At 56.9% G+C, this 20,601-nt stretch carries 18 protein-coding genes; 4 read left to right on the forward strand and 14 right to left on the reverse strand.

What is annotated here, in order from left to right:
* Positions 1-58 precede the first annotated feature (58 nt).
* The 3 genes from lolE to lolC are packed head-to-tail and all read right to left on the reverse strand — an operon-like array spanning position 59 to position 3,199.
* Positions 59-1,303 carry a lipoprotein-releasing ABC transporter permease subunit LolE gene (lolE, locus tag S7A_RS11785; protein ID WP_009090832.1) on the reverse strand — a complete coding sequence of 415 codons (1,245 nt, stop codon included), beginning with the start codon at positions 1,301-1,303 and terminating at the stop codon, positions 59-61.
* The gene (gene lolD / locus S7A_RS11790) at positions 1,303-2,007 is read right to left on the reverse strand and encodes a lipoprotein-releasing ABC transporter ATP-binding protein LolD (protein WP_009090833.1); all 705 of its coding nucleotides are present in this window, start codon (positions 2,005-2,007) and stop codon (positions 1,303-1,305) included. Before lolD ends, lolE begins: the two co-directional genes overlap by 1 nt.
* A complete protein-coding gene (gene lolC / locus S7A_RS11795) occupies positions 2,000-3,199 on the reverse strand; it encodes a lipoprotein-releasing ABC transporter permease subunit LolC (protein ID WP_009090834.1) in 1,200 nt (399 codons plus the stop codon). Before lolC ends, lolD begins: the two co-directional genes overlap by 8 nt.
* A gap of 248 nt (positions 3,200-3,447) precedes the next feature.
* On the opposite strand from lolC, the gene S7A_RS11800 reads away from it, so the two are divergent.
* The gene (locus tag S7A_RS11800) at positions 3,448-3,657 is read left to right on the forward strand and encodes a hypothetical protein (protein WP_009090835.1); all 210 of its coding nucleotides are present in this window, start codon (positions 3,448-3,450) and stop codon (positions 3,655-3,657) included.
* A gap of 226 nt (positions 3,658-3,883) precedes the next feature.
* Positions 3,884-7,327, forward strand: coding sequence for a transcription-repair coupling factor (gene mfd, locus S7A_RS11805; protein ID WP_009090836.1), 3,444 nt, complete (start codon positions 3,884-3,886; stop codon positions 7,325-7,327).
* A gap of 135 nt (positions 7,328-7,462) precedes the next feature.
* On the opposite strand, the gene S7A_RS11810 is transcribed toward mfd, so the two are convergent.
* From S7A_RS11810 to hinT, 9 genes are all read right to left on the reverse strand, one after another.
* Entirely contained in the window at positions 7,463-8,005 is a 543-nt protein-coding gene (locus S7A_RS11810) for a glycine zipper 2TM domain-containing protein (RefSeq protein WP_009090837.1), read from the reverse strand.
* 398 nt (positions 8,006-8,403) lie between these two features.
* Complete coding sequence (locus tag S7A_RS11815; RefSeq protein ID WP_009090840.1) at positions 8,404-8,967, reverse strand: Ail/Lom family outer membrane beta-barrel protein; 564 nt, start codon at positions 8,965-8,967, stop codon at positions 8,404-8,406.
* Positions 8,968-9,598: 631 nt separating this feature from the next.
* The gene (locus tag S7A_RS11820; protein ID WP_009090841.1) at positions 9,599-10,903 is read right to left on the reverse strand and encodes an NAD(P)/FAD-dependent oxidoreductase; all 1,305 of its coding nucleotides are present in this window, start codon (positions 10,901-10,903) and stop codon (positions 9,599-9,601) included.
* 213 nt (positions 10,904-11,116) lie between these two features.
* Positions 11,117-11,659, reverse strand: coding sequence for an alpha/beta hydrolase YcfP (gene ycfP, locus S7A_RS11825; RefSeq protein ID WP_009090842.1), 543 nt, complete (start codon positions 11,657-11,659; stop codon positions 11,117-11,119).
* A gap of 40 nt (positions 11,660-11,699) precedes the next feature.
* Positions 11,700-12,740: a beta-N-acetylhexosaminidase gene (gene nagZ / locus S7A_RS11830; RefSeq protein ID WP_033736334.1), complete on the reverse strand. Its 1,041-nt coding sequence runs from the start codon at positions 12,738-12,740 to the stop codon at positions 11,700-11,702.
* A 39-nt stretch (positions 12,741-12,779) separates the two neighbouring features.
* The gene (gene thiK, locus S7A_RS11835; protein ID WP_009090846.1) at positions 12,780-13,562 is read right to left on the reverse strand and encodes a thiamine kinase; all 783 of its coding nucleotides are present in this window, start codon (positions 13,560-13,562) and stop codon (positions 12,780-12,782) included.
* A gap of 16 nt (positions 13,563-13,578) precedes the next feature.
* Entirely contained in the window at positions 13,579-14,178 is a 600-nt protein-coding gene (gene lpoB / locus S7A_RS11840) for a penicillin-binding protein activator LpoB (protein WP_009090848.1), read from the reverse strand.
* 11 nt (positions 14,179-14,189) lie between these two features.
* Positions 14,190-14,558: a YcfL family protein gene (locus S7A_RS11845; protein WP_009090849.1), complete on the reverse strand. Its 369-nt coding sequence runs from the start codon at positions 14,556-14,558 to the stop codon at positions 14,190-14,192.
* Positions 14,559-14,578: 20 nt separating this feature from the next.
* Positions 14,579-14,929 (reverse strand): purine nucleoside phosphoramidase, encoded by a 351-nt coding sequence (gene hinT / locus S7A_RS11850; RefSeq protein ID WP_009090851.1) that lies wholly within the window; start codon positions 14,927-14,929, stop codon positions 14,579-14,581.
* A gap of 359 nt (positions 14,930-15,288) precedes the next feature.
* Here hinT and S7A_RS11860 point away from each other — a divergent pair, with 359 nt between their 5' ends.
* A complete protein-coding gene (locus S7A_RS11860; RefSeq protein WP_009090854.1) occupies positions 15,289-16,890 on the forward strand; it encodes an MFS transporter in 1,602 nt (533 codons plus the stop codon).
* Positions 16,887-18,026, forward strand: coding sequence for a glycoside hydrolase family 105 protein (locus S7A_RS11865; RefSeq protein WP_009090855.1), 1,140 nt, complete (start codon positions 16,887-16,889; stop codon positions 18,024-18,026). Before S7A_RS11860 ends, S7A_RS11865 begins: the two co-directional genes overlap by 4 nt.
* 54 nt (positions 18,027-18,080) lie before the next feature.
* Here the strand turns inward: S7A_RS11865 and ptsG are convergent, their stop codons facing one another.
* On the reverse strand, positions 18,081-19,517 hold the full coding sequence (gene ptsG / locus S7A_RS11870) for a PTS glucose transporter subunit IIBC (RefSeq protein ID WP_009090856.1): 1,437 nt from the start codon (positions 19,515-19,517) through the stop codon (positions 18,081-18,083).
* Positions 19,518-19,809: 292 nt separating this feature from the next.
* The gene (locus S7A_RS11875) at positions 19,810-20,601 is read right to left on the reverse strand and encodes a metal-dependent hydrolase (protein ID WP_009090857.1); all 792 of its coding nucleotides are present in this window, start codon (positions 20,599-20,601) and stop codon (positions 19,810-19,812) included.

Raw genomic sequence — 20,601 nt, forward strand, 5'->3', positions numbered from 1 at the left:
AACCCATAGCAAAGGTCTTAAACAAAAGCGGCGCGATAATCACTCGCGCCGCATTGTGCTACTGACCGCTTAAAACCCGAGCCGGGTCAATGCGGCTGGCACGTCTGGCGGGATACCAGCTCGCCAGCAGACTCAACAGAATCGCAGTAATCAGTACTGAGAACACATCAATCCAGTGCAGTTCCGACGGCAGAAAGTCGATGAAGTAAATATCGCCCGCCAGCAGATGATGACCGGTGATCGACTCCAGTCCGCGCACCAGTTTCGTCAGGTTCAGCGCCACCAGCACGCCCGCGACCACGCCGCTGACGCTGCCCAGCAGACCTGCCAGCAGCCCGTACCAGATAAAGATGGCACGGATCAGGCGGTCTTTGGCGCCCAGGGTACGCAGGACCGCAATGTCGCTGCTCTTATCTTTCACCGCCATCACCAGCGTGGAGACGATGTTGAAGCAGGCGACGCCAATCACCAGTACCATCGCCAGATACATAATGGCGCGGATCATCTGAATGTCGCGGTACATGTAGCCGTAAGTGCCGATCCAGCTCTTAATGTAGACGTAAGAGCGGGTCGCCTCACCGGCCTCGCGCACCAGCTTAACGGCCTGGAACGGGTCGGTCATCTTCAGGGCGATGCCGGAGACGCTCTCCCCCATCTCCAGATAGTGCTGGGCATCAGCCAGCGGCACCAGCGCCAGGCTGTGATCGAGCATACCGCTGAGTTGCAGGATGCCACTCACCTGCAGCCGGATGCGTTTTGGCTGCAGCAGTTTATTATCACCATCGTTATTCGGGATCATGATGGTGATCCAGTCGCCCTGCTTCACATTCAGCGATTTGGCAATGCCGCCGCCGAGGATGATCTGCTGTTTACCGGCGGCAAAGGAGGACCAGGCGTTGTCTGCCACAAACTGCGGCAGCGCGCTCAGGCGCGGCTCCTGAGCCGGATCGACGCCCTTGACCTGCAGCGCTTCCAGCCGGGCTCCGCTCTCAATCAGGCCGGTGAAGTTAACGTAGGGGGCGGCGGCCGCAATGCCGGGCACCTTTTCAATCGGGGCGATCATCGATTGCCAGTGCTGAAATGGCTGATTCACCGCCTCGATCTCACCGTGCGGCACCACCGCCAGAATGCGGTTATTCAGCTCACGCTCAAAGCCGTTCATGGCGCTCAGACCGATAATCAGCACCGCCACGCCCAGGGCGATACCGATGGTGGAGATCACCGAAATCAGCGACACCATGCCGCCCCGGCGGCGTCCGCGGCTGAAGCGCAGGCCCAGCAACAGGGATAACGACGAACCCATTACACCGCTCCTGCCAGGGTGAGCCGATCGCTTAACTGCCCGTCACGCATCTCCATCTGACGCGTCATGCGTTTTGCCAGCATCAGATCGTGGGTCACCACCAGAAAGGCGGTGCCCTGACGGACGTTCAGTTCGCCCAGCAGTTCAAAAATGGCGTCGGCGTTGCGCGCATCGAGGTTGCCGGTGGGCTCATCCGCCATCACCAGCCGGGGACGGTTGACCAGCGCACGGGCAATCGCCACACGCTGACGCTCGCCGCCGGAAAGCTCAGAGGGCCGGTGCGCGGCGCGATGGTCCAGCCCGACCGCGGCCAGCATTTCACGGGCGCGATCCTGCGCTTCCGCTTTGGCGGTTTTGCCAATCAGCAGCGGCATCGCCACATTCTCCAGCGCGCTGAAGTCCGGCAGCAGATGATGGAACTGATAGATAAAGCCCAGCTCGCGGTTGCGCAGTTCGGCTTTGGCCGGGGAGGACATCGCATTGAGTGACTGACCGTCGAAGACCACATCACCAGAGGTTGGCGCATCCAGGCCGCCGAGCAGATGCAGCAGCGTACTCTTACCGGAACCGGAGCTGCCGACAATCGCCATCAGTTCACCCGGCTGAAGGCTGAAAGCCACGTTGCGCAGCACATCGGTCTGCACGCTGCCTTCCTGATAGCGTTTGCACAGGTCGCGACACTGCAACAAAGGAGAGTTACTCATAACGTAAAGCCTCAGCGGGTTGAACGGCGGCAGCGCGCCATGAAGGATAAAGCGTAGACAGCAGCGCCACGATCATCGCGCTGAGGGCGATGGTCACCACCTGCCACGGATTAATATCGACCGGCAATGCTGCGCCATCCAGGAACAGGCCAATGACCGGCATTAAGGTGTTGAGCTGGCTGGCGAGCAGCACGCCCAGCAGGGTGCCGAGCAGCGTGCCGATAATACCGGCGCTGGCTCCCTGAACCATAAACACCGCCACAATCTGCCGGCGCGTCAGGCCCTGGGTTTGCAGGATCGCCACTTCGCCCTGCTTCTCCATGATCAGCAGGCCCAGCGACGTAATAATGTTAAAGGCGGCGACGGCGATGATCAGGCTCAGCAGCAGGCCCATCATGTTCTTCTCCATCCGCACCGCCTGGAAGAGATCGCCTTTGCGCTCGCGCCAGTCTTTCCAGACCAGGCCCGCCGGCAGCGTCTGCTGGCTCAGGCTGTCAACCTCAAGCGGTTTGTCGAGCCAGAGTCGCCAGCCGGTGATATTCCCGGCCGGATAGCGCATGACACGCGACGCATCCTGAAGATTGACCAGGATCTGATAACCATCGACTTCGCTGTTGGCAGCATAGGTGCCCGCCACGGTAAACAGGCGCTGGCTCGGCACGCGGCCCATCGGCGTAAACTGGCTGACCGACGGCACCATCAGACGCAGCTGGTCGCCGCGTTTAACGCCCAGCTGAGAGGCCAGCTGTTCCCCGAGGATGACATTGTACTGCCCGGCCTGCAGGACGCGCTGATCGGTGTTGACCAGAAACGGCGTCAGCGGATCTTTCTCATCCGGCGCGATACCGAGCATCACCCCAACCGAGACGCTGTGCGGGCTTTGCAACACTACATTCGCCGTGGTCAGCGGTGCAATACGGCTGACCCCGTTGAGGTTGAGGGAACGGGCGGGTTGCTGTTGCGGATTAATGCTGCCTTTGTCGCTGGTGATCAGCGCCTGAGGCATCAGGCCAAGAATATTGCCTTCGAGTTCACGCTCAAATCCGTTCATGACCGATAACACGGTCACCATCGCCAGCACGCCGAGCGTAATGCCAATCGTTGAGAGCCAGGAGACAAAGCGACCGAAGCGATCCGATGCTCGTCCGCGCATGTAACGCAGACCGATAAATAGCGCGACAGGTTGATACATGGAATCCAGTAAGCCGTTGCCTGAAAATAGGTAGTGGGATGATAAAGGAGAGGCTGGCTTTATGAAACCTCTAACCCTCTGAGTCGGCAGCAAAGTTGCATCAGAATGCGTCACATTCCCTGCCAAAGCCGGGGAATAGCGCATAAAGCCGCCGCTTATTGGCTGATTATCCGCCACCGCAGGGGGTAGACTACAATCAGTAACAGGATAAGAAGCGAGGTTATCGCCCGGCCACAGAGGTAGCGACCATGTTCAGATTTCCCAAAGGCAGCATCGTGAAACATCAATCCGGGGAGATCCGGGGCGAGATTATCAACGTCTTTGAGCAGGGAGCGGCATCGGCTGGCTACTACGTAAAGTGGGACGACGGCAACCTCAGTTTTCATCCTGAGCAGGAGTTATCCTGGGCGAATATCGACCGCCCACGCATGCATTACACACAGCAATCCATAAAATAACTGCCCGTTTAACCCCGTCGCTGCATGGCGACGGTGGTTTTTTCCGATCCCCCCGCCCGACTCCGTCTATTCTCTTTTTAGCCGCTGCGTTACCGCTGACACCCGGTAAGCACTGCCCGATTCGGGTTGAGCACGGTGCGGCAGGAAAATTGTGCCGCAAAGGTGATCCCCCTGACATAATATGGAATGATTACGTCCTGGAAAAATGGAGCAACCCCGAGATCCCATGCCCGAACAGACTCGTTATACCCTGCCCGTTAAATCCGGCGATCACCGGCAGCTTGGTCAGCTTATCGGCGCTGCGCACGCGGTAGAGTGTGCCAGCATTACCGAGCGACATGCCGGTCCGGTGTTGATGATTACGCCCGATACCCAAACCGCCCTGCGTCTGCTGGATGAAATCCGCCAGTTTACCGATCTGCCAGTGGCCCATCTCGCTGACTGGGAAACGCTGCCCTACGACAGCTTTTCACCGCATCAGGATATTATCTCCTCCCGCCTGTCGACCCTTTACCAGCTGCCGGTGATGCAGCGCGGGTTGCTGATTATGCCGGTCAATACGCTGATGCAGCGCGTCTGCCCGCACAGCTTCCTGCACGGTCACGCGCTGGTGATGAAACAGGGACAAAAACTGTCGCGCGACAGGCTGCGCGACCAGCTTGAGCAGGCGGGTTACCGCCATGTCGACCAGGTGATGGAGCACGGTGAATACGCGACGCGCGGCGCCCTGCTCGACCTGTTCCCGATGGGCAGCGATCAGCCCTACCGCATCGACTTCTTTGATGATGAGATTGACAGCCTGCGTCTGTTCGACGTTGACAGTCAGCGTACGCTGGAAGCGGTGCCGGAAATCAATCTGCTGCCCGCGCATGAATTTCCCAGCGACAAGGCAGCCATCGAGCTGTTCCGCAGCCGCTGGCGCGAGATCTTCGACGTGCGCCGCGAGTCGGAGCACATCTATCAGCAGGTCAGCAAAGGCACGCTCCCGGCGGGCATCGAATACTGGCAGCCGCTGTTTTTTGAGCAGCCTCTGCCCAGCCTGTTCAGCTATCTGCCTGACAACACCCTGATTGTGAACTGCGGCGATCTGGAAGGCAGTGCCACCCGCTTCTGGCAGGATGCGGAGGCGCGTTACGAGAATCGTCGCGTCGATCCGATGCGTCCGCTGCTGGAGCCAGCCACCCTGTGGCTGCGTCCGGACGGTCTGATGGGCGAGCTGAAAGCCTGGCCGCGCATCTCCATGACCAATGAGGTGCTGCCGGCAAAAGCCGCCAACACCAATCTCGGTTATACCCCGCTGCCGGATGTGGCCGTTCAGGCCCAGGCAAAAGCGCCCCTTGACCCGCTGCGTCAGTTTATCGACACCTTCAGCGGTGCCGTGGTCTTCTCGGTTGAAAGTGAGGGCCGCCGGGAAAGCCTGCAGGAGCTGCTGGCACGCATCAAACTGCGTCCTCAGCCGGTGCATCGCTTCGATGAGACCGGTGAGGATCGTTTCAGCCTGATGATCGGGGCCAGCGAACGGGGTTTTATCGACACCGTGGGGAACCGGGCGCTGATTTGCGAAAGCGATCTGCTGGGCGAACGCGTCAGCCGCCGCCGTCAGGATACCCGCCGCACCATTAACCCGGATATCCTTATCCGTAACCTGGCGGAGCTGCATCCCGGTCAGCCGGTGGTGCATCTGGAGCACGGCGTGGGCCGCTATATCGGCCTGACCACGCTGGAAGCGGGTGGCATCCAGGCGGAATACCTGATGCTCTCCTACGCGAACGACGCCAAACTTTACGTGCCGGTCTCCTCGCTGCATCTGATTAGCCGCTATGCCGGTGGGGCTGACGAAAACGCGCCGCTGCACAAACTGGGCAGCGATGCCTGGTCTCGCGCACGGCAGAAAGCCGCCGAAAAAGTGCGCGACGTGGCGGCGGAGCTGCTGGACATCTATGCGCAGCGCGCCGCCAAAACCGGTTTTGCCTTTAAGCATGACCGCGAACAGTATCAGCTGTTCTGCGAAAGCTTCCCGTTTGAGACCACCCCCGATCAGGCTCAGGCCATCAATGCGGTGCTGAGCGATATGTGTCAGCCGCTGGCGATGGACCGCCTCGTGTGTGGTGATGTGGGCTTCGGTAAAACGGAAGTGGCCATGCGCGCCGCGTTTCTGGCTATTGAGAACCACAAGCAGGTTGCCGTGCTGGTGCCGACAACCCTGCTGGCGCAGCAGCACTACGATAACTTCCGCGATCGCTTCGCCAACTGGCCGGTGCGCATTGAGATGCTGTCCCGCTTCCGCACCGCGAAAGAGCAGGCGCAGGTGCTGGAACAGGCCAGCGAAGGCAAAATCGACATCCTGATCGGCACGCATAAGCTGCTGATGAGCGATCTGAAATGGCACGATCTGGGTCTGCTGATTGTCGATGAGGAGCACCGTTTCGGGGTGCGTCACAAAGAGCGCATCAAGGCGATGCGGGCCGACGTGGATATCCTGACCCTGACCGCCACGCCTATTCCGCGTACCCTGAATATGGCGATGAGCGGCATGCGCGATCTCTCCATTATCGCCACACCGCCTGCCCGCCGCTTAGCGGTGAAAACCTTTGTGCGCGAATATGATGATCTGGTGATCCGCGAAGCGATTCTGCGTGAGATTCTGCGTGGCGGCCAGGTCTACTACCTCTACAACGACGTCGAAAATATTGAGAAAGCGGCACAGCGTCTCAGCGAACTGGTGCCGGAGGCGCGGGTAGCGATCGGCCACGGGCAGATGCGTGAGCGCGAGCTGGAACGGGTGATGAACGATTTCCATCATCAGCGTTTCAACGTGCTGGTCTGCACCACCATTATCGAAACCGGGATCGATATTCCGACCGCTAACACCATCATCATCGAGCGGGCCGACCACTTTGGCCTGGCGCAGCTGCATCAGTTGCGCGGCCGCGTCGGGCGTTCGCACCATCAGGCTTATGCCTGGCTGTTAACGCCACATCCGAAGGCGATGACCACCGATGCGCATAAGCGACTGGAGGCGATCGCCTCGCTCGAAGATCTGGGGGCCGGTTTTGCGCTGGCCACGCACGATCTGGAGATCCGCGGGGCTGGTGAACTGCTGGGTGATGAGCAGAGCGGGCAGATGGAGACGCTGGGCTTCACGCTCTACATGGAACTGCTGGAGAACGCCGTCGATGCGCTGAAAGCGGGGCGTGAACCTTCACTGGAAGATCTCACCAGCAATCAGACCGAGGTAGAACTGCGGATGCCCGCGCTGCTGCCGGAGACCTTTATACCGGATGTCAGCACCCGTCTGTCGCTCTATAAGCGCATCGCCAGCGCGGAAGCGGAAGAGGAGCTGCAGGAGCTGAAAGTGGAGATGATCGACCGCTTTGGCCTGCTGCCCGATCCGGCGCGCAATCTGCTGGATGTCGCCATCATCCGGCTGAAGGCCCGCGCGGTGGGGCTGCGCAAGATTGAAGCCAGCGATAAAGGCGGCTATTTCGATTTTGCGCCGCAGAACAAGGTGGATCCGGCCTGGCTGATCAGCCTGCTGCAGAAAGAGCCTCAGCAGTGGAAGCTGGATGGTCCGACACGGCTCCGGTTTACGCGTGAGCTGACGGAAAGAAAGATTCGTATGGATTGGGTGCAGAGCTTCGTTTCACAACTGGCTGAGCATCAGGCGTAACCGGTTCTTCCGCGCCTCGCCCGTTTTCCGGCGAAGCGCGGCGCGCAGAACGCCATGAAAAAAGGCGCATCCTGAGATGCGCCTTTTTTATTACGTCGTGCTGTGTGGCCGCGAGTGCGGCAAAGCTTTGCCCAATTACGCCTGGTCGCCGTTAAGGATCAGCTGACCATTGCGGTCCAGTGGAATACGGGTGCCGGGATCATTCTCCATACGGATTTTGCCCTGCTGGTCGCCTATTTTATAGGTCACGTCATATCCCAGTTGTTTCTCTTGTTTGTCGTAAACTGTTTTGCAGCGCTGCTCGGTTGTGGTGTAGGTATCCCGATCCTGCAGTCCGCCCTGGACCTGATTACCGGCATAACCGCCCGCTAACGCACCTGCGACGGTTGCCACGTCCCTGCCGCGTCCGCCACCAAACTGGTGACCTAACACGCCCCCGGCTACTGCACCCAACACCGAGCCAGCAATACGGTTCTCATCCTGAACCGCCCGGCGATGCGTCAGCGTGACGTTTCGGCACTCCTGACGTGGCTGTCTGATGCTCTCTTTGATTGGCGTTGCAGCCAGTACCTGAGCGTATTGAGGACCGCGATCAAACACGTTCATGCCTGCTACGGCGGCAACACCCAGTGCTGCTGCCACACCAATACCGATACCCGCTAACATTGATTTATTCACAGGAAGTCCTCCTGAAAAGTGTTACCGCGCATTCCTGCCGTAAAGCATCCTCGTTAACTGAGGCATAACCGACGTGCGCGACTCGCCGTGTTTGTTGGGATGAAGTTTTACAGATGGACCGAAATTGCAACATCAGATAAATGGAGGAAATCGGTCACTTTGCTTTCAGGACCAGTTTTTAGGAGAGTTCTGAGGAGAGAAAAGCAGCAGTATCCGCTTTTACAGGCTATGGATAAATTTATTTAAATCAATGGGATAACAGAAACCACCCTGCACGCTGTCAGGCACTGGCGTTATCCGGTAATACAGGGCGCGCGTCTGGCGTCTGAACGTTGTTTATCGGGGTGAATGTGGAATAACCCCGGCCAGAGGACCGGGGTCAGAGAACCAAAGGTGGCTCAGAAACGGTAGCCGATACCGATGTTGAAACCATTTATGGCAACATCTTCATTATATTTCACGCGAGTGCCTTCATAGCCAACACTTACCGAGAGGTTGCTGACTGGATTCACGACGATACCTGCGCCCCAGGCCAAAGAGGTTTTATTTTCGCTGTATTTTTCGGACCAGCCATCGAGGTAGGTCACGTTCTCATCCACTTTGGTATGGGCAGCACCAATCAATGCATAAAGACTGACATAGTCATTGAGGCGATAGGCCGGACCTGCCATCAGTGAATAATATTTCACGTTGGTTTTGCCGTCATATCCGCTGATATCACCATAAAAATCTTCGCGCTCTGAAAAACTTTCATCGCCTTTCAGGTAGCTGAATGAGCCAATCACGCTGAGAGGCGAGTCCCACTCATAGCGATACTGAACGTTAACGCCGCGTAGATTTTTAAAGTCTTCAACTTTGCTTTGAGCATAGCCGATGGAGACGGTGTGGTTATTTGCCAGCGCAGTATTGCCGGCTAACAGCCCTGCGCAGAGCACTGCCATGAGGGTAATTTTGCTTTTCATCTGAATCATCCTTTTAATAATTTCATACCTTATTTCCCTGCGCCAGGCGCAGGACTTCATTCCCTGAATTACCCACATCGGACAGAAAGACAATGCTGCCTGCCTCACCGCCTGTGTCGGACAGGAATTTATTCACATGATCCGTGCAGGACGCTTGTATGGCCGATTACCTGTCAGATAAACAGGCAGGCCATTATTTAACGCGCGTCGGATTTGATCCGAGAAATTCTGGCCATGACGGCATAAAGCGTCAGGCTGTAATTTACGTTAATCGACTCATTTATTCAGGGCATTCCGTTGATTAATGGCGTTAACGAAGAGAGAATTCTGTAACAGCACAGCCGTTATTTAATGATTTAATGTCAGAAAAAACAACCTGCCGCGTGCGCTGGAAATGCCTGAAATAACTCTCAAACAACAACGCAGGTAATGAAAATATTAATTATTATGCAACCTGATAACCTTTTATTCGACTATGCCGGAACCAGGATGCGTGTCAGGCCATTATTCACCTGTACACTTCCCTCTCTTTTTATCATCGCGGGTCGGTTTAATCAGGTCATGTAAAAAGCAAAAAAAAGCCCCCTGCCATGAGGGGGCTGATAGCAAAATGATACTCGCCTGTGGCGAATCAGTGCAGCTTAAGCCGCGGACGGATTACCCGGTTGATGCTGCCGACCAGCATCATCAGGCCGGTTTTAAAGTAGCCGTGCAGTGCGATCTGGTGCATACGATAGAGAGAGATGTAGACAAAGCGCGCAATGCGCCCTTCCACCATCATGGAACCGCGCATCAGGTTCCCCATCAGGCTGCCGACGGTACTGAAGCGGGAAAGCGACACCAGCGAGCCATGATCTTTATAGACATAGGCTTTCAGCGGTTTACCGTGACGCTGCGCCAGGATATTTTCCATCGCGCGTGAAGCCATCTGGTGCGCCGACTGAGCACGTGGCGGGACAAATCCGCCACCCGGCAGGGCGCAGGAGGCGCAGTCGCCAATCGCATAGATGTCATCATCCAGCGTGGTCTGCAGCGTCTCTTTCACCACCAGCTGATTGATACGGTTCGTTTCCAGTCCGCCAATCTCTTTCAGGAAGTCTGGTGCTTTGATGCCCGCCGCCCAGACCATCAGATCGGCTTCGATAAACTCACCGCCTTTGGTGTTAAGACCGTTGCGCTCGGCACTGGTCACCATGGTCTGTGTCAGCACCCGCACGCCCAGCTTAGTGAGCTCCTGATGGGCGGCGGCAGAGATGCGCGGTGGCAGTGCAGGCAGAATGCGCTCGCCCGCTTCAACCAGCGTCACGTTCAGCGCTTCGCGTCCCAGACCTTTAAATCCGTAGCTGTGCAGCTGTTTCACCGCGTTGTGCAGTTCGGCTGAGAGCTCAACGCCCGTTGCGCCGCCGCCAACAATGGCGATATTCACTTTCTCGACCTTGCCTTCGCTGGCAGAGAACTTCAGAAACAGGTTGAGCATCTCATTATGGAAACGACGCGCCTGATGCGGGTTATCCAGGAAGATACAGTGATCTTTCACGCCAGGCGTGCCGAAGTCATTGGAGGTGCTGCCCAGCGCCATAACCAGCTGGTCATAGGCCACTTCGCGCTGTGGCACCAGCACTTCACCGTGCGCATCAAGCACTTCGGCCAGGCGGATCACTTTACGACTGCGATCGATATCGGTGAGCGATCCCAGCTGGAACTCGAAACCGTGATTGCGGGCATGGGCCAGATAGCTCAGTGCATCAATGCCTTCGTCCATCGAGCCGGTCGCCACTTCATGCAGCAGCGGCTTCCACAAATGACTGTGGTTGCGATCGACCAGAATAATCTCGGCCTTCTTTTTACGGCCCAGTTTATGGCCCAGCTGCGTCGCCATTTCCAGGCCGCCTGCTCCCCCGCCGACGATAACAATTTTCTTAACAGATGTAGTCAACAAAGACCCCCTCAAATTGTGAACCAAAAGTTAACTGAAGGTTAAATTAAACCTTAATAAACATAGGGTTGGCGAAGTTAAAAATCGCAATCTGCTGGCAGAATAGCATGGCAGGAAGAGGAGGACATAAGAATATTGATATACATCAAAGAAGACGAATAAAACTCAGAGAATTACGCAATGAAAACAGGCACCCTGCGGTGCCTGCCCTGCTTAACCTGCTGTTTCAAAGGCTTTTATCCGCTGAAGGTGTGGGGAAATATTTTTGAATTTGTGCCCCTCCGTTTCGTCCCAGACAATCTGATAAAAGGGATGCAGCTCACTGGCGATGCGCTGCGTATCCAGCGCCTCATCCTGACGGGAAAGAAAAGTCAGGCAGCGATCGCGGTTACGCTCGCGAAAGTCACTGACGCATTTCGTGGCGATGTCCTGATACTCCTCCGGACGGTCAATCTTCCCTTCCATGTTCTCCTGCGGAAACAGGTTAGGGTTGAAGATCGCCTGCCGGATGCCACATAAAAATCCGATGCGTTCTGACCAGTAGCCGCCCAGCCCGACACCGCAAATCAGCGGACGGTCATCGTCAGACAGGGTCAGCATTTTGTCCGTCTCTTTCAGCAGAAACTGCATGTCATGTTTAGGATGGCGGGTGCTGTAACTGATCAACCTGACGTCAGGGTCGATAAACTGCAGTTGCAGCACTTTTTCGTGATTGCCTGGACTGTTTGAATCAAAACCGTGCAGATAGATGATCATGTTAATCCTCAAGGTATCGATAGCGCCGGGCAATCCCTCCTTACCACGACGCTTTATGAGCCAGCCAGCGTTCCTGAAGTGCACTCAGTTGCCGGGCATTCTCTTTCCAGCGAGACGTTGCCTGCAGCGCATCGCGGGTCAATCTGCCCTGATGATACAGCTGCGTTACCCGCTCTGACCCGACCGGGATCAGGTTATCGAGCACACTGATAGCCCCCTGACGCTGATTGCAGACCAGAATCATGTCGCAACCGGCAGAGAGAGACTGCTGTGCCCGCTCAGGATAGCTGCCCATGACCGCGGCGCCCTCCATCGAGAGATCGTCGGAGAAAATCACCCCGTTGAAGCCCAGCTGCCCGCGCAGGACGGTTTTCAGCCAGTAAGGCGAACCACTGGCAGGCAGCGGGTCCACGTCGGTGTAGATGACATGCGCGGGCATAATGGCATCCAGCGCCTGCTCGGTTATCAGCTGGCTGAAGATCGCCATGTCATGTTCACGCAGCGTTTTTTCATCGCGCGGATCGCGCGGGGTCTCTTTGTGCGAATCGGCACTGACCGCACCATGCCCCGGAAAATGTTTCCCGGTGGTTTTCATGCCCGCCTCATGCATCCCGGCGATAAAACGACGGGCGACGGCAAGCGCGATAGCCGGATCGTCATGGAAAGCGCGGTCGCCAATCGCGGCGCTGATATGACCCACATCAAGCACCGGCGCGAAGCTGATGTCGATGTCCATCGCGATCATCTCTGCCGCCATCTGCCATCCTGCCTGCTGTGCCATCTCACCGGCGCGCTCTGCGTCGTGAAGGGCGGCAAAAGATTGCATGGCGGGCAGCTGGGTGAAGCCGTCGCGGAATCGCTGCACGCGCCCCCCCTCCTGATCCACCGCAACCACCAGCCGGGTGTGCGAGGCGGCGCGAATCTGGCGCACCAGCTCGGCCAGCTGAGCGGGATCGTGATAATTGCGGGCAAATAATATCAAACCGCCGACCAGCGGATGCTGCAGGATGTCGCGCTCTTCGCCATCCAGTTCATAACCCTCAACGTCGAGCATCAGTGGGCCGGGTAAATGTGATTTCATAACCTGAATCCTGTAGCGTTACGCCTCTGCGTGACGCGATTAAATCTGTTGCCAGCTCTGTCGAGCCATCTGTTGTAGTGCTTCATCGTCACACTGAGCGGCACGGAGCTGATACCAGCTGGCTATCAGTAACCGCAGCCAGGGCTGCCAGCGTCTGACCTGCTTTACCAGGGCATCAGGCGGCAGCCGCATTGCCGCAGCATAGTCGGCCAGCCAGTCGGCCTGGTTTTGCGGATCGCTGGCGCAGAGTGCGGCCAGCTCCAGCGCCACATCACCATCCGCGGCATACTCCCAGTCAATCAGATGCAGCCCTGTCTCACCCTGGATAATATTCCCGGCATGCACGTCCATGTGCAGCGGTGCCAGCCTCAGCGGCTGAGGTTCGCCCTGCTGCGTCAGCCGCCGGAGCGCCCGCAGCCAGCGATGATTACGCTGAGGAACCTGCTGCCAGTACCGCCAGAGCAGCGGCAGCAGCGACAGGCGGTAGCCGGTCAGCGGCTGCTGGTGCAGCTGTTGCAGCAGAGTGACAATCTGCGGACGCTGCTGGCTGAAGCGCTGTTCATCCAGCGCCTCGCCAGGACACCAGCTCAGCACATTCCCCTGCCGGTGGCCTGCAACGGGCTGAGGGGCCACTCCGCTGGCGCGCAGTTTTCGTAACAGACGAAACTCGCGCTGCCGGTCAACAAAGGGAATCGGCGGCTGAGGTACCGCCCGTGCGATGAAGAGACCACGCGGGCTGACGATTTTCTGACTGTGCCCGGTCAGCCCGGCGAGCGGAAGCGATGTCGTCCTCTCTGGCTCACCGGTGACCTGATGAATCATCCGCGAAAATGCGGAATCAATGCTGTGCAATGCCGTTGCCAGACCAGATGATTTCGCCGGTCTGCACCAGCATCAGCTGCATCTGCAGGGTGGGCGCTTTCACATCGCCGCGTGCATTGCTGTAAAGCACATACTGCGCGTTAACATTGCGTGCCAGGCCAATCGCTTTACTGCGCGAGTTCAGGCTGTCATCCGGTGACAAACCCAGCGCCTGCTTGGCCTGTGCCAGTTGATCGGCTGAAACCAGAGTGAATTTGCCGTTGTTGTTCAGCGCATTCTGGATCGCCGCTGTGGCTTTCTCGCTTTGCAGCGATCCGTTGGTGCTGTTTTTAATCCGATCCACCAGCAGCACGCTGCCTGGCTCGGCGCTGGTCGCCTGGAGCATCTGCGCCACCAGCGGCTGAACGCTGGCGTCCCAGTTGATCGTCACCAGCTTCGGTGGCTGCGGCACCGGCTGTGGCTGCGGTTGCGGCACCGGTTCAGGTTGCGGAACGGGCTGCACCGGCTCAGAAGGCTGGGTCGGTTCAACCGTGGCGGGCTGCTGCTGCTTCACGACACAGCCGGTGAGAATGAGCGCCATCAGGAGCGCTCCGGTACGATTAATACTGCGTATCACGTCGAAAATCCTTAAAGATAGAGATAGAGACGAACCTTGCTGGCAGTCAGGTTACCCAGTTGCGATGTGGCGACAATGCTCCCCTGTGCCGGAACGGTGACGGTCTGCGCCGGTTCCTGCGGAGTGATTTCCAGCCCCTTGTCGTCATACCAGTAGTAACGATAGTGCACAATGACCGGGGTTTCGCGCTGATTATAGAGCACGCTGGTGGCGCGTTTCAGTCCATCGTTCTCATCCAGCGTCGGCTCATCGGTGATGATCCCTGCCGACAGCACAGAGGACTCCATCACCAGCGATTGCGAGGTATTGATCATCGGTTTATCACTGCTACAGGCCGTCAGGCAGAGCAGGATCGGCAGGCCAGTCAGCCAGGATCGCATAGCACGTTTCCGTTGTCAGTTCAGTTTGAAAGCATCGGGCCCAGCGGTTCGCCACCCAGCAGATGCATGTGAATATGATAAACCTCCTGACCCCCATGTTGATTGCAGTTCACAATCAGCCGATAACCATTCTGATCGATGCCTTCCTGACGGGCGATTTTCGCCGCGGTGGTGAACATGCGGCCCAGCGCATGCTCATGCGCCGCTTCCGCCTCGTTAACCGTCGGGATCAGTACATTCGGCACGATCAGGATATGGGTCGGGGCTTTGGGCGAAATGTCGCGGAAGGCAGTGACCAGCTCATCCTGATAAACCACATCAGCGGGGATTTCGCGGCGGATAATTTTACTAAAAATGGTTTCTTCAGCCATGGTGCAATTCCTTTAGCATGAGTCGTAATCAAGCAGTATGAGGGAGAAATTTGTTTTCTTTCAACCTCGGTGCCACTTTTCTTGTTTTGTTAGCCTGCCTTTGCAGCAGCGCGCTATCTTCCTGGCCAGTATGCCGTTTTGCTGGTCCTGCTGACCACCGCCTCATTATAAAAATGAAACGCTGTTTCATAAATAAGAGTTTCGCCCCCCTTTTCTTCATCTGGTTGCCATCCTGGCGCCATCCCTTGCCAAATCGCGAAGGTTTACCCCTCCGGTCAGTTCTACTTTGCTAACCAGTCCGGTTGAGATGTCCGGCGTCACCAGAGTTAACCGCCATACAACCTCAAGGAGCCTCTGCTATGCGCTCACGTAAAATTGGTCCGGGCCACTATCTGGCCTATGGTTCTGGAGATTTTCTTGGAGCCGGCACGACGGCACTGACTGCCGCCTGGTTGCTCTATTTTTACACCACCTTTTGTGGATTGACCCCGATTCAGGCCACCCTGATTTTCGCCGCCGCCCGCGTTCTGGATGCGATAGTCAGTCCGCTGATGGGGTTTATCACCGATAACTTCGGCTCTACCCGACTGGGTAAACGCTTTGGCCGCCGCAAATTCTTTATCCTGCTCGGCATTCCCGCGGTGTTCAGTTACAGCCTGATGTGGGTCAGCGACATGAGTTTCTGGTGGTATCTCTCCACTTATCTGCTGTTTGACATCGTCTACACCATGATCCTGGTGCCTTATGAAACGCTGGTCCCGGAAATGACGGACGATTTCCGCCAAAAAACGCACTTCTCCGGTGCACGCATCGGGCTGGCACAGCTGTCGGCCATACTGGCAGCGTTTTTGCCTGGCCTTTTGCTGGGCTGGCTGGGGAAAGATAACCCTCTCTCCTTTTTCTACGCCAGTCTGGTCTTCTCCGTCATCTGTGCGCTGGTGCTGACACTGGTGTGGTGTTTTACCTGGGAGCGTCATCCTGATGATTTTTCCGCGGAGTCGCGCCGGGCCGGGCTGGAAAAACAGCAACTGACGCTCCGGCAGAGCCTGAAACGGCTCTATGTGGAGCTGGCTTCTACCCTGCGCATCCGCATCTTCCGCCAGCACCTGGGCATGTATCTCGGTGGCTATATCGCTCAGGATATCTTTAACGCCGTCTTTACCTGGTATGTGGTATTTGTGCTGATGCAGAGCGCCCAGGTCGCCTCAAGCCTGATGGGCACGATGGCGGTGCTGCAGTTCATCGCGGTAATGGTGATGATCCCGCTTTGCATCCGTCTTGGTCCTGCGCCTGCCTACCGTATGGTAGCCCTCCTGTTCGCCCTGGCAGCGCTCTCCTATGCCGGATTGTGGTATGCCGGCCTGAACGACAACATGTCACTGCTGCTCGCCGTCTCTGCCCTGGCTGGGCTGGGACGTGGCGGCATCAATTATGTGCCGTGGAACACCTACACCTATATCGCCGACGTGGATGAGGTGATCACCGGTCAGCGACGGGAAGGGATTTTTGCCGGCATCATGACGCTGACGCGGAAAGCGTCGCAGGCGGGTGCGGTGATGCTGGTTGGCATCATTCTGCAACTCTCGGGCTTTGTCTCAGGTCAGTCGACGCAGTTACCCGGGGTCAGCCACACCATCCTGGCGATTCTGAGCATCGGCACCGTCGCCGTTCTGGCCTGCGGCTTTATGGTGTCACTGCGCTTCAGGCTGAATCTGCAGACCCATACTGTGCTGCGTCAGGAGACGCAGAAAATGCGCGAAGCGGGCCGTATCGTGCCGGAAAGTATCACCCCGGACGCGCGCAGGATCGTTGAAATGCTGGCGGGCATGCCCTATGAGAATCTGTGGGGTAACAATAATATTGGCTTCCTCAATCGCAACAAGCCCGCTCCCGGCAAACTCCCGGCCCCCTCTCTGATCTCCCCTTCTTTAAACCCGACCTTAAACAGGAATAAATCATGATGCTCTTTCCCGTTAAACAGAGTCCGCTGCTGCGCCAGCCTGAGTATCTGCTGCCACGCCGTGAACTGGTACAGCTGATTGAGAAGCTGACACAAAATCTGATTAACATCACCGACGAAACCGGCGAATTTTTGCTGCGGCTGGATGATGGCCGGGTGATTGATACCAAAGGCTGGGCAGGCTGGGAGTGGACTCACGGCATTGGTCTCTATGGGATGCTGCACTACTACCAGCAGACCGGTGATGAGCAGACGCTGTCGATTATCGATACGTGGTTTTCGCAGCGGCTGGCGGAAGGCACGCCGACCAAAAATGTCAATACGGTCTGTCCTTTTCTGACTCTGGCCTATCGCTATGAGGAGACCGGTAATCCGGTCTGGAAGCCGGTACTTGAGCGCTGGGCGGAATGGGTCATGTATGAGATGCCGCGCACCGAACAGGGTGGCCTGCAGCACATTGTCTATAACAGCGAAAACAGGCAGCAACTCTGGGACGATACGCTCATGATGAGCGTGATGGCGCTGGCCAAAATCGGGCAGCTGCTGAAGCGCGACGCGTGGATTGAGGAAGCGGTTTATCAGTTCCTGCTTCATACCCAGTATCTGATGGATCGCGGGACCGGCTTGTGGTTTCACGGCTGGAACTTTGACGGCCGCCATCACTTCGCGAATGCGCGCTGGGCCCGTGGCAACAGCTGGGTGACGATAGTGATCCCCGACTTTCTGGAGATGATGGACTGGCCTGAGCATCACGCCACCCGCCGTTTTCTGCAGCAGGTGCTGGAAAGCCAGGTCAGGGCACTCAGCGCCTGTCAGCACAGCAGTGGATTATGGCACACCCTGCTCGATGACCCGCACAGTTATCCGGAAGCCTCTGCCACGGCTGGCTTTGCCTATGGGATTCTGAAAGGCGTCCGTAAGCGTTATCTGCCCGCTGAATTTCGTGAGGTCGCTGAAAAAGCACTGCGCGGTGTGATTGCCAACATTGATGAAGATGGCGAGCTGAAACAGGTTTCGTTTGGCACCGCGATGAGCAGCGATCTCGATGACTACCGCAACATTCCCCTGACCTCAATGCCGTACGGCCAGGCAATGGCGCTGCTCTGTCTGACCGAGTATCTGCGGGTTTACCTCTGAGTGGTAATAAAAAAAAAGCCCCGCAGTGCGGGGCTTTCTCATCAGCGTGTCTCGTTACATGCTGCGGATGTAATCATCCATATCGGTTTTCAGGTTATCGGACTTGGTGCCGAAAATGGCCTGCACACCTGAACCGGCCACCACCACGCCGCGGGCGCCGAGGTTTTTCAGTTCTGACTGATCCACTTTCGCCACATCGGCCACGCTGACGCGCAGACGAGTGATACAGGCATCCAGGTTAGTGATGTTCTCTTTACCGCCAAACGCAGCAACCAGTTTGCCAGCCATCTCTGTACCGGTCGCAGAAGATTGCTCGCTGCTGCTGCTCTCTTCACGGCCAGGCGTTTTCAGGTTCAGCTTAACAATCAGTACGCGGAACAGGGTGTAGTACACCAGACCGTAGATGATACCGATAATCGGGAACAGCCAGATTTTGCTGCTGTTGCCGCTCAGCACGATAAAGTCGATCAGACCGTGCGAGAAGCTGGTGCCATCACGCATCCCCAGCAGGATACAGATTGGGAACGCCAGACCCGCCAGAATGGCATGGATCACATACAGGATGGGTGCCACGAACATGAATGAGAATTCAATCGGTTCGGTGATACCGGTCAGGAACGAGGTCAGCGCAGCAGAGATCATGATGCCGCCGACTTTGGCACGGTTTTCAGGTTTCGCGGAGTGCCAGATAGCAATCGCAGCAGCCGGCAGGCCGTACATTTTGAACAGGAAGCCGCCTGAGAGTTTACCGGCAGTCGGGTCACCCGCCATGTAGCGTGGGATATCGCCGTGGAACACCTGGCCTGCGGCGTTGGTGTACTCGCCAATCTGCATCTGGAAAGGCACGTTCCAGATGTGATGCAGACCAAACGGCACCAGAGCGCGTTCTACGACGCCATAGATACCAAAGGCCACAACCGGGTTCTGATAGGCCGCCCACTGCGAGAACTCCTGAATCGCGGCACCCACCGGTGGCCAGATGAAGGAGAGCAGCACGCCCAGCACAATCGCCGCCAGGCCGGAAATAATCGGCACAAAACGCTTACCGGCAAAGAAGCCCAGATACTCAGGCAGCTTGATGCGGTAAAAACGGTTAAACATATAGGCGGCGATGGAGCCGGCGATAATTCCGCCCAGCACCCCGGTGTCGGCGAGGTGTTTAGCCTCGATCTCTGCCGCCGGCAGATGCAGAACCAGCGGCGCCACGACCGCCATGGTTTTCACCATGATGCCATACGCGACCACAGCGGCCAGTGCGGAAACGCCGTCATTGTTGGTAAAGCCCAGCGCCACACCAATCGCAAAAATCAGCGGCATATTGGCGAACACCGAGCCGCCCGCTTCTGCCATCACATGCGAAACTACTGCAGGTAACCAGCTGAAATTAGCTGAACCGACCCCTAATAAAATCCCGGCAATCGGCAGAACCGATACCGGCAGCATCAGCGATTTACCGACCTTTTGAAGGTTGGCAAAAGCATTTTTGAACATAGCGTGAAGCTCCTGAGTATGAGTGCATATTTGCGCAGTGCGCGTGGTAAAGAGGGAGGATTCTTTACCGGAGTGGCGGTAGCCGCCTTTTGATTTATTACGAAGGGTAAAATAATTACCGATTTTTTACTTTGACGGCTATCACGTTTCAACAATTACAGCGGCATGATTTGCGAAATTTCTGATTAATTCAGCGCTGCAACACGCAATAAAAAACTGACCCTGTTCAGAAAAACAGGGTCATTCGGGAAGATTGCAGATTAATTACAGAGACTGAAATAAACCGGCCGACTCAGGCACCCAGCTGGCTCATCGGGATATGAAACAGCGTGGAGAAGTTGCAGGTGGTCGCCTCCGCCAGCGTTTCAATATCAACCCCTTTCAGCACGGCCAGATAGTCGGCAACGTCGCGGGTATAGGCGGGCTGGTTCTCTTTGCCGCGATAAGGCACCGGGGCCAGATACGGCGAGTCGGTTTCGACCAGCATCCGGTCCAGCGGTACATAGCGTGCGGCCTCACGTAACTGTTCGGCATTACGGAAGGTAACGATACCGGAGAAGGAGATGTAGAAGCCCATATCCAGCAGTTTAGCCGCAGTAGGCTGATCCTCTGTGAAGCAGTGCAGTACGCCGCCACAGCGCTCAACCTGCTCTTCCCGCAGGATCGCCAGCGTATCGTCACGCGCATCGCGGGTGTGAACAATAATCGGTTTGTTCAGCGCAATACCGGTTCGGATATGTTCCCGGAACGAGCGCTGCTGCTGCTCCCGCGTCTCAGGCTGGTAGTGATAATCCAGCCCGGTTTCACCCAGCGCGACCACGCGGGGATCGGCAGCGAGCCGGCGAAACTTCTCAACATCGTACGCCTCTTCCTGATTCAGCGGATGTACGCCGCAGGAGAGCGCAATGTTTTTTCGTTCCCCCACCAGCTGCTTCAGGGTATGAAAACCCGGCAGCGTGGTGGCGATGGCCAGCATAAATTTCACATCACGCGCCGCCGCTTTGGCGAGCACATCATCCAGGTCACGGTGGTTCTTTTCATAATCCAGGCCATCAAGATGGCAATGGGAATCGACAATAAACAT

This window comes from Pantoea sp. Sc1 (assembly GCF_000255315.1).
GTDB classification, from domain to species: Bacteria; Pseudomonadota; Gammaproteobacteria; order Enterobacterales; family Enterobacteriaceae; genus Pantoea; species Pantoea anthophila.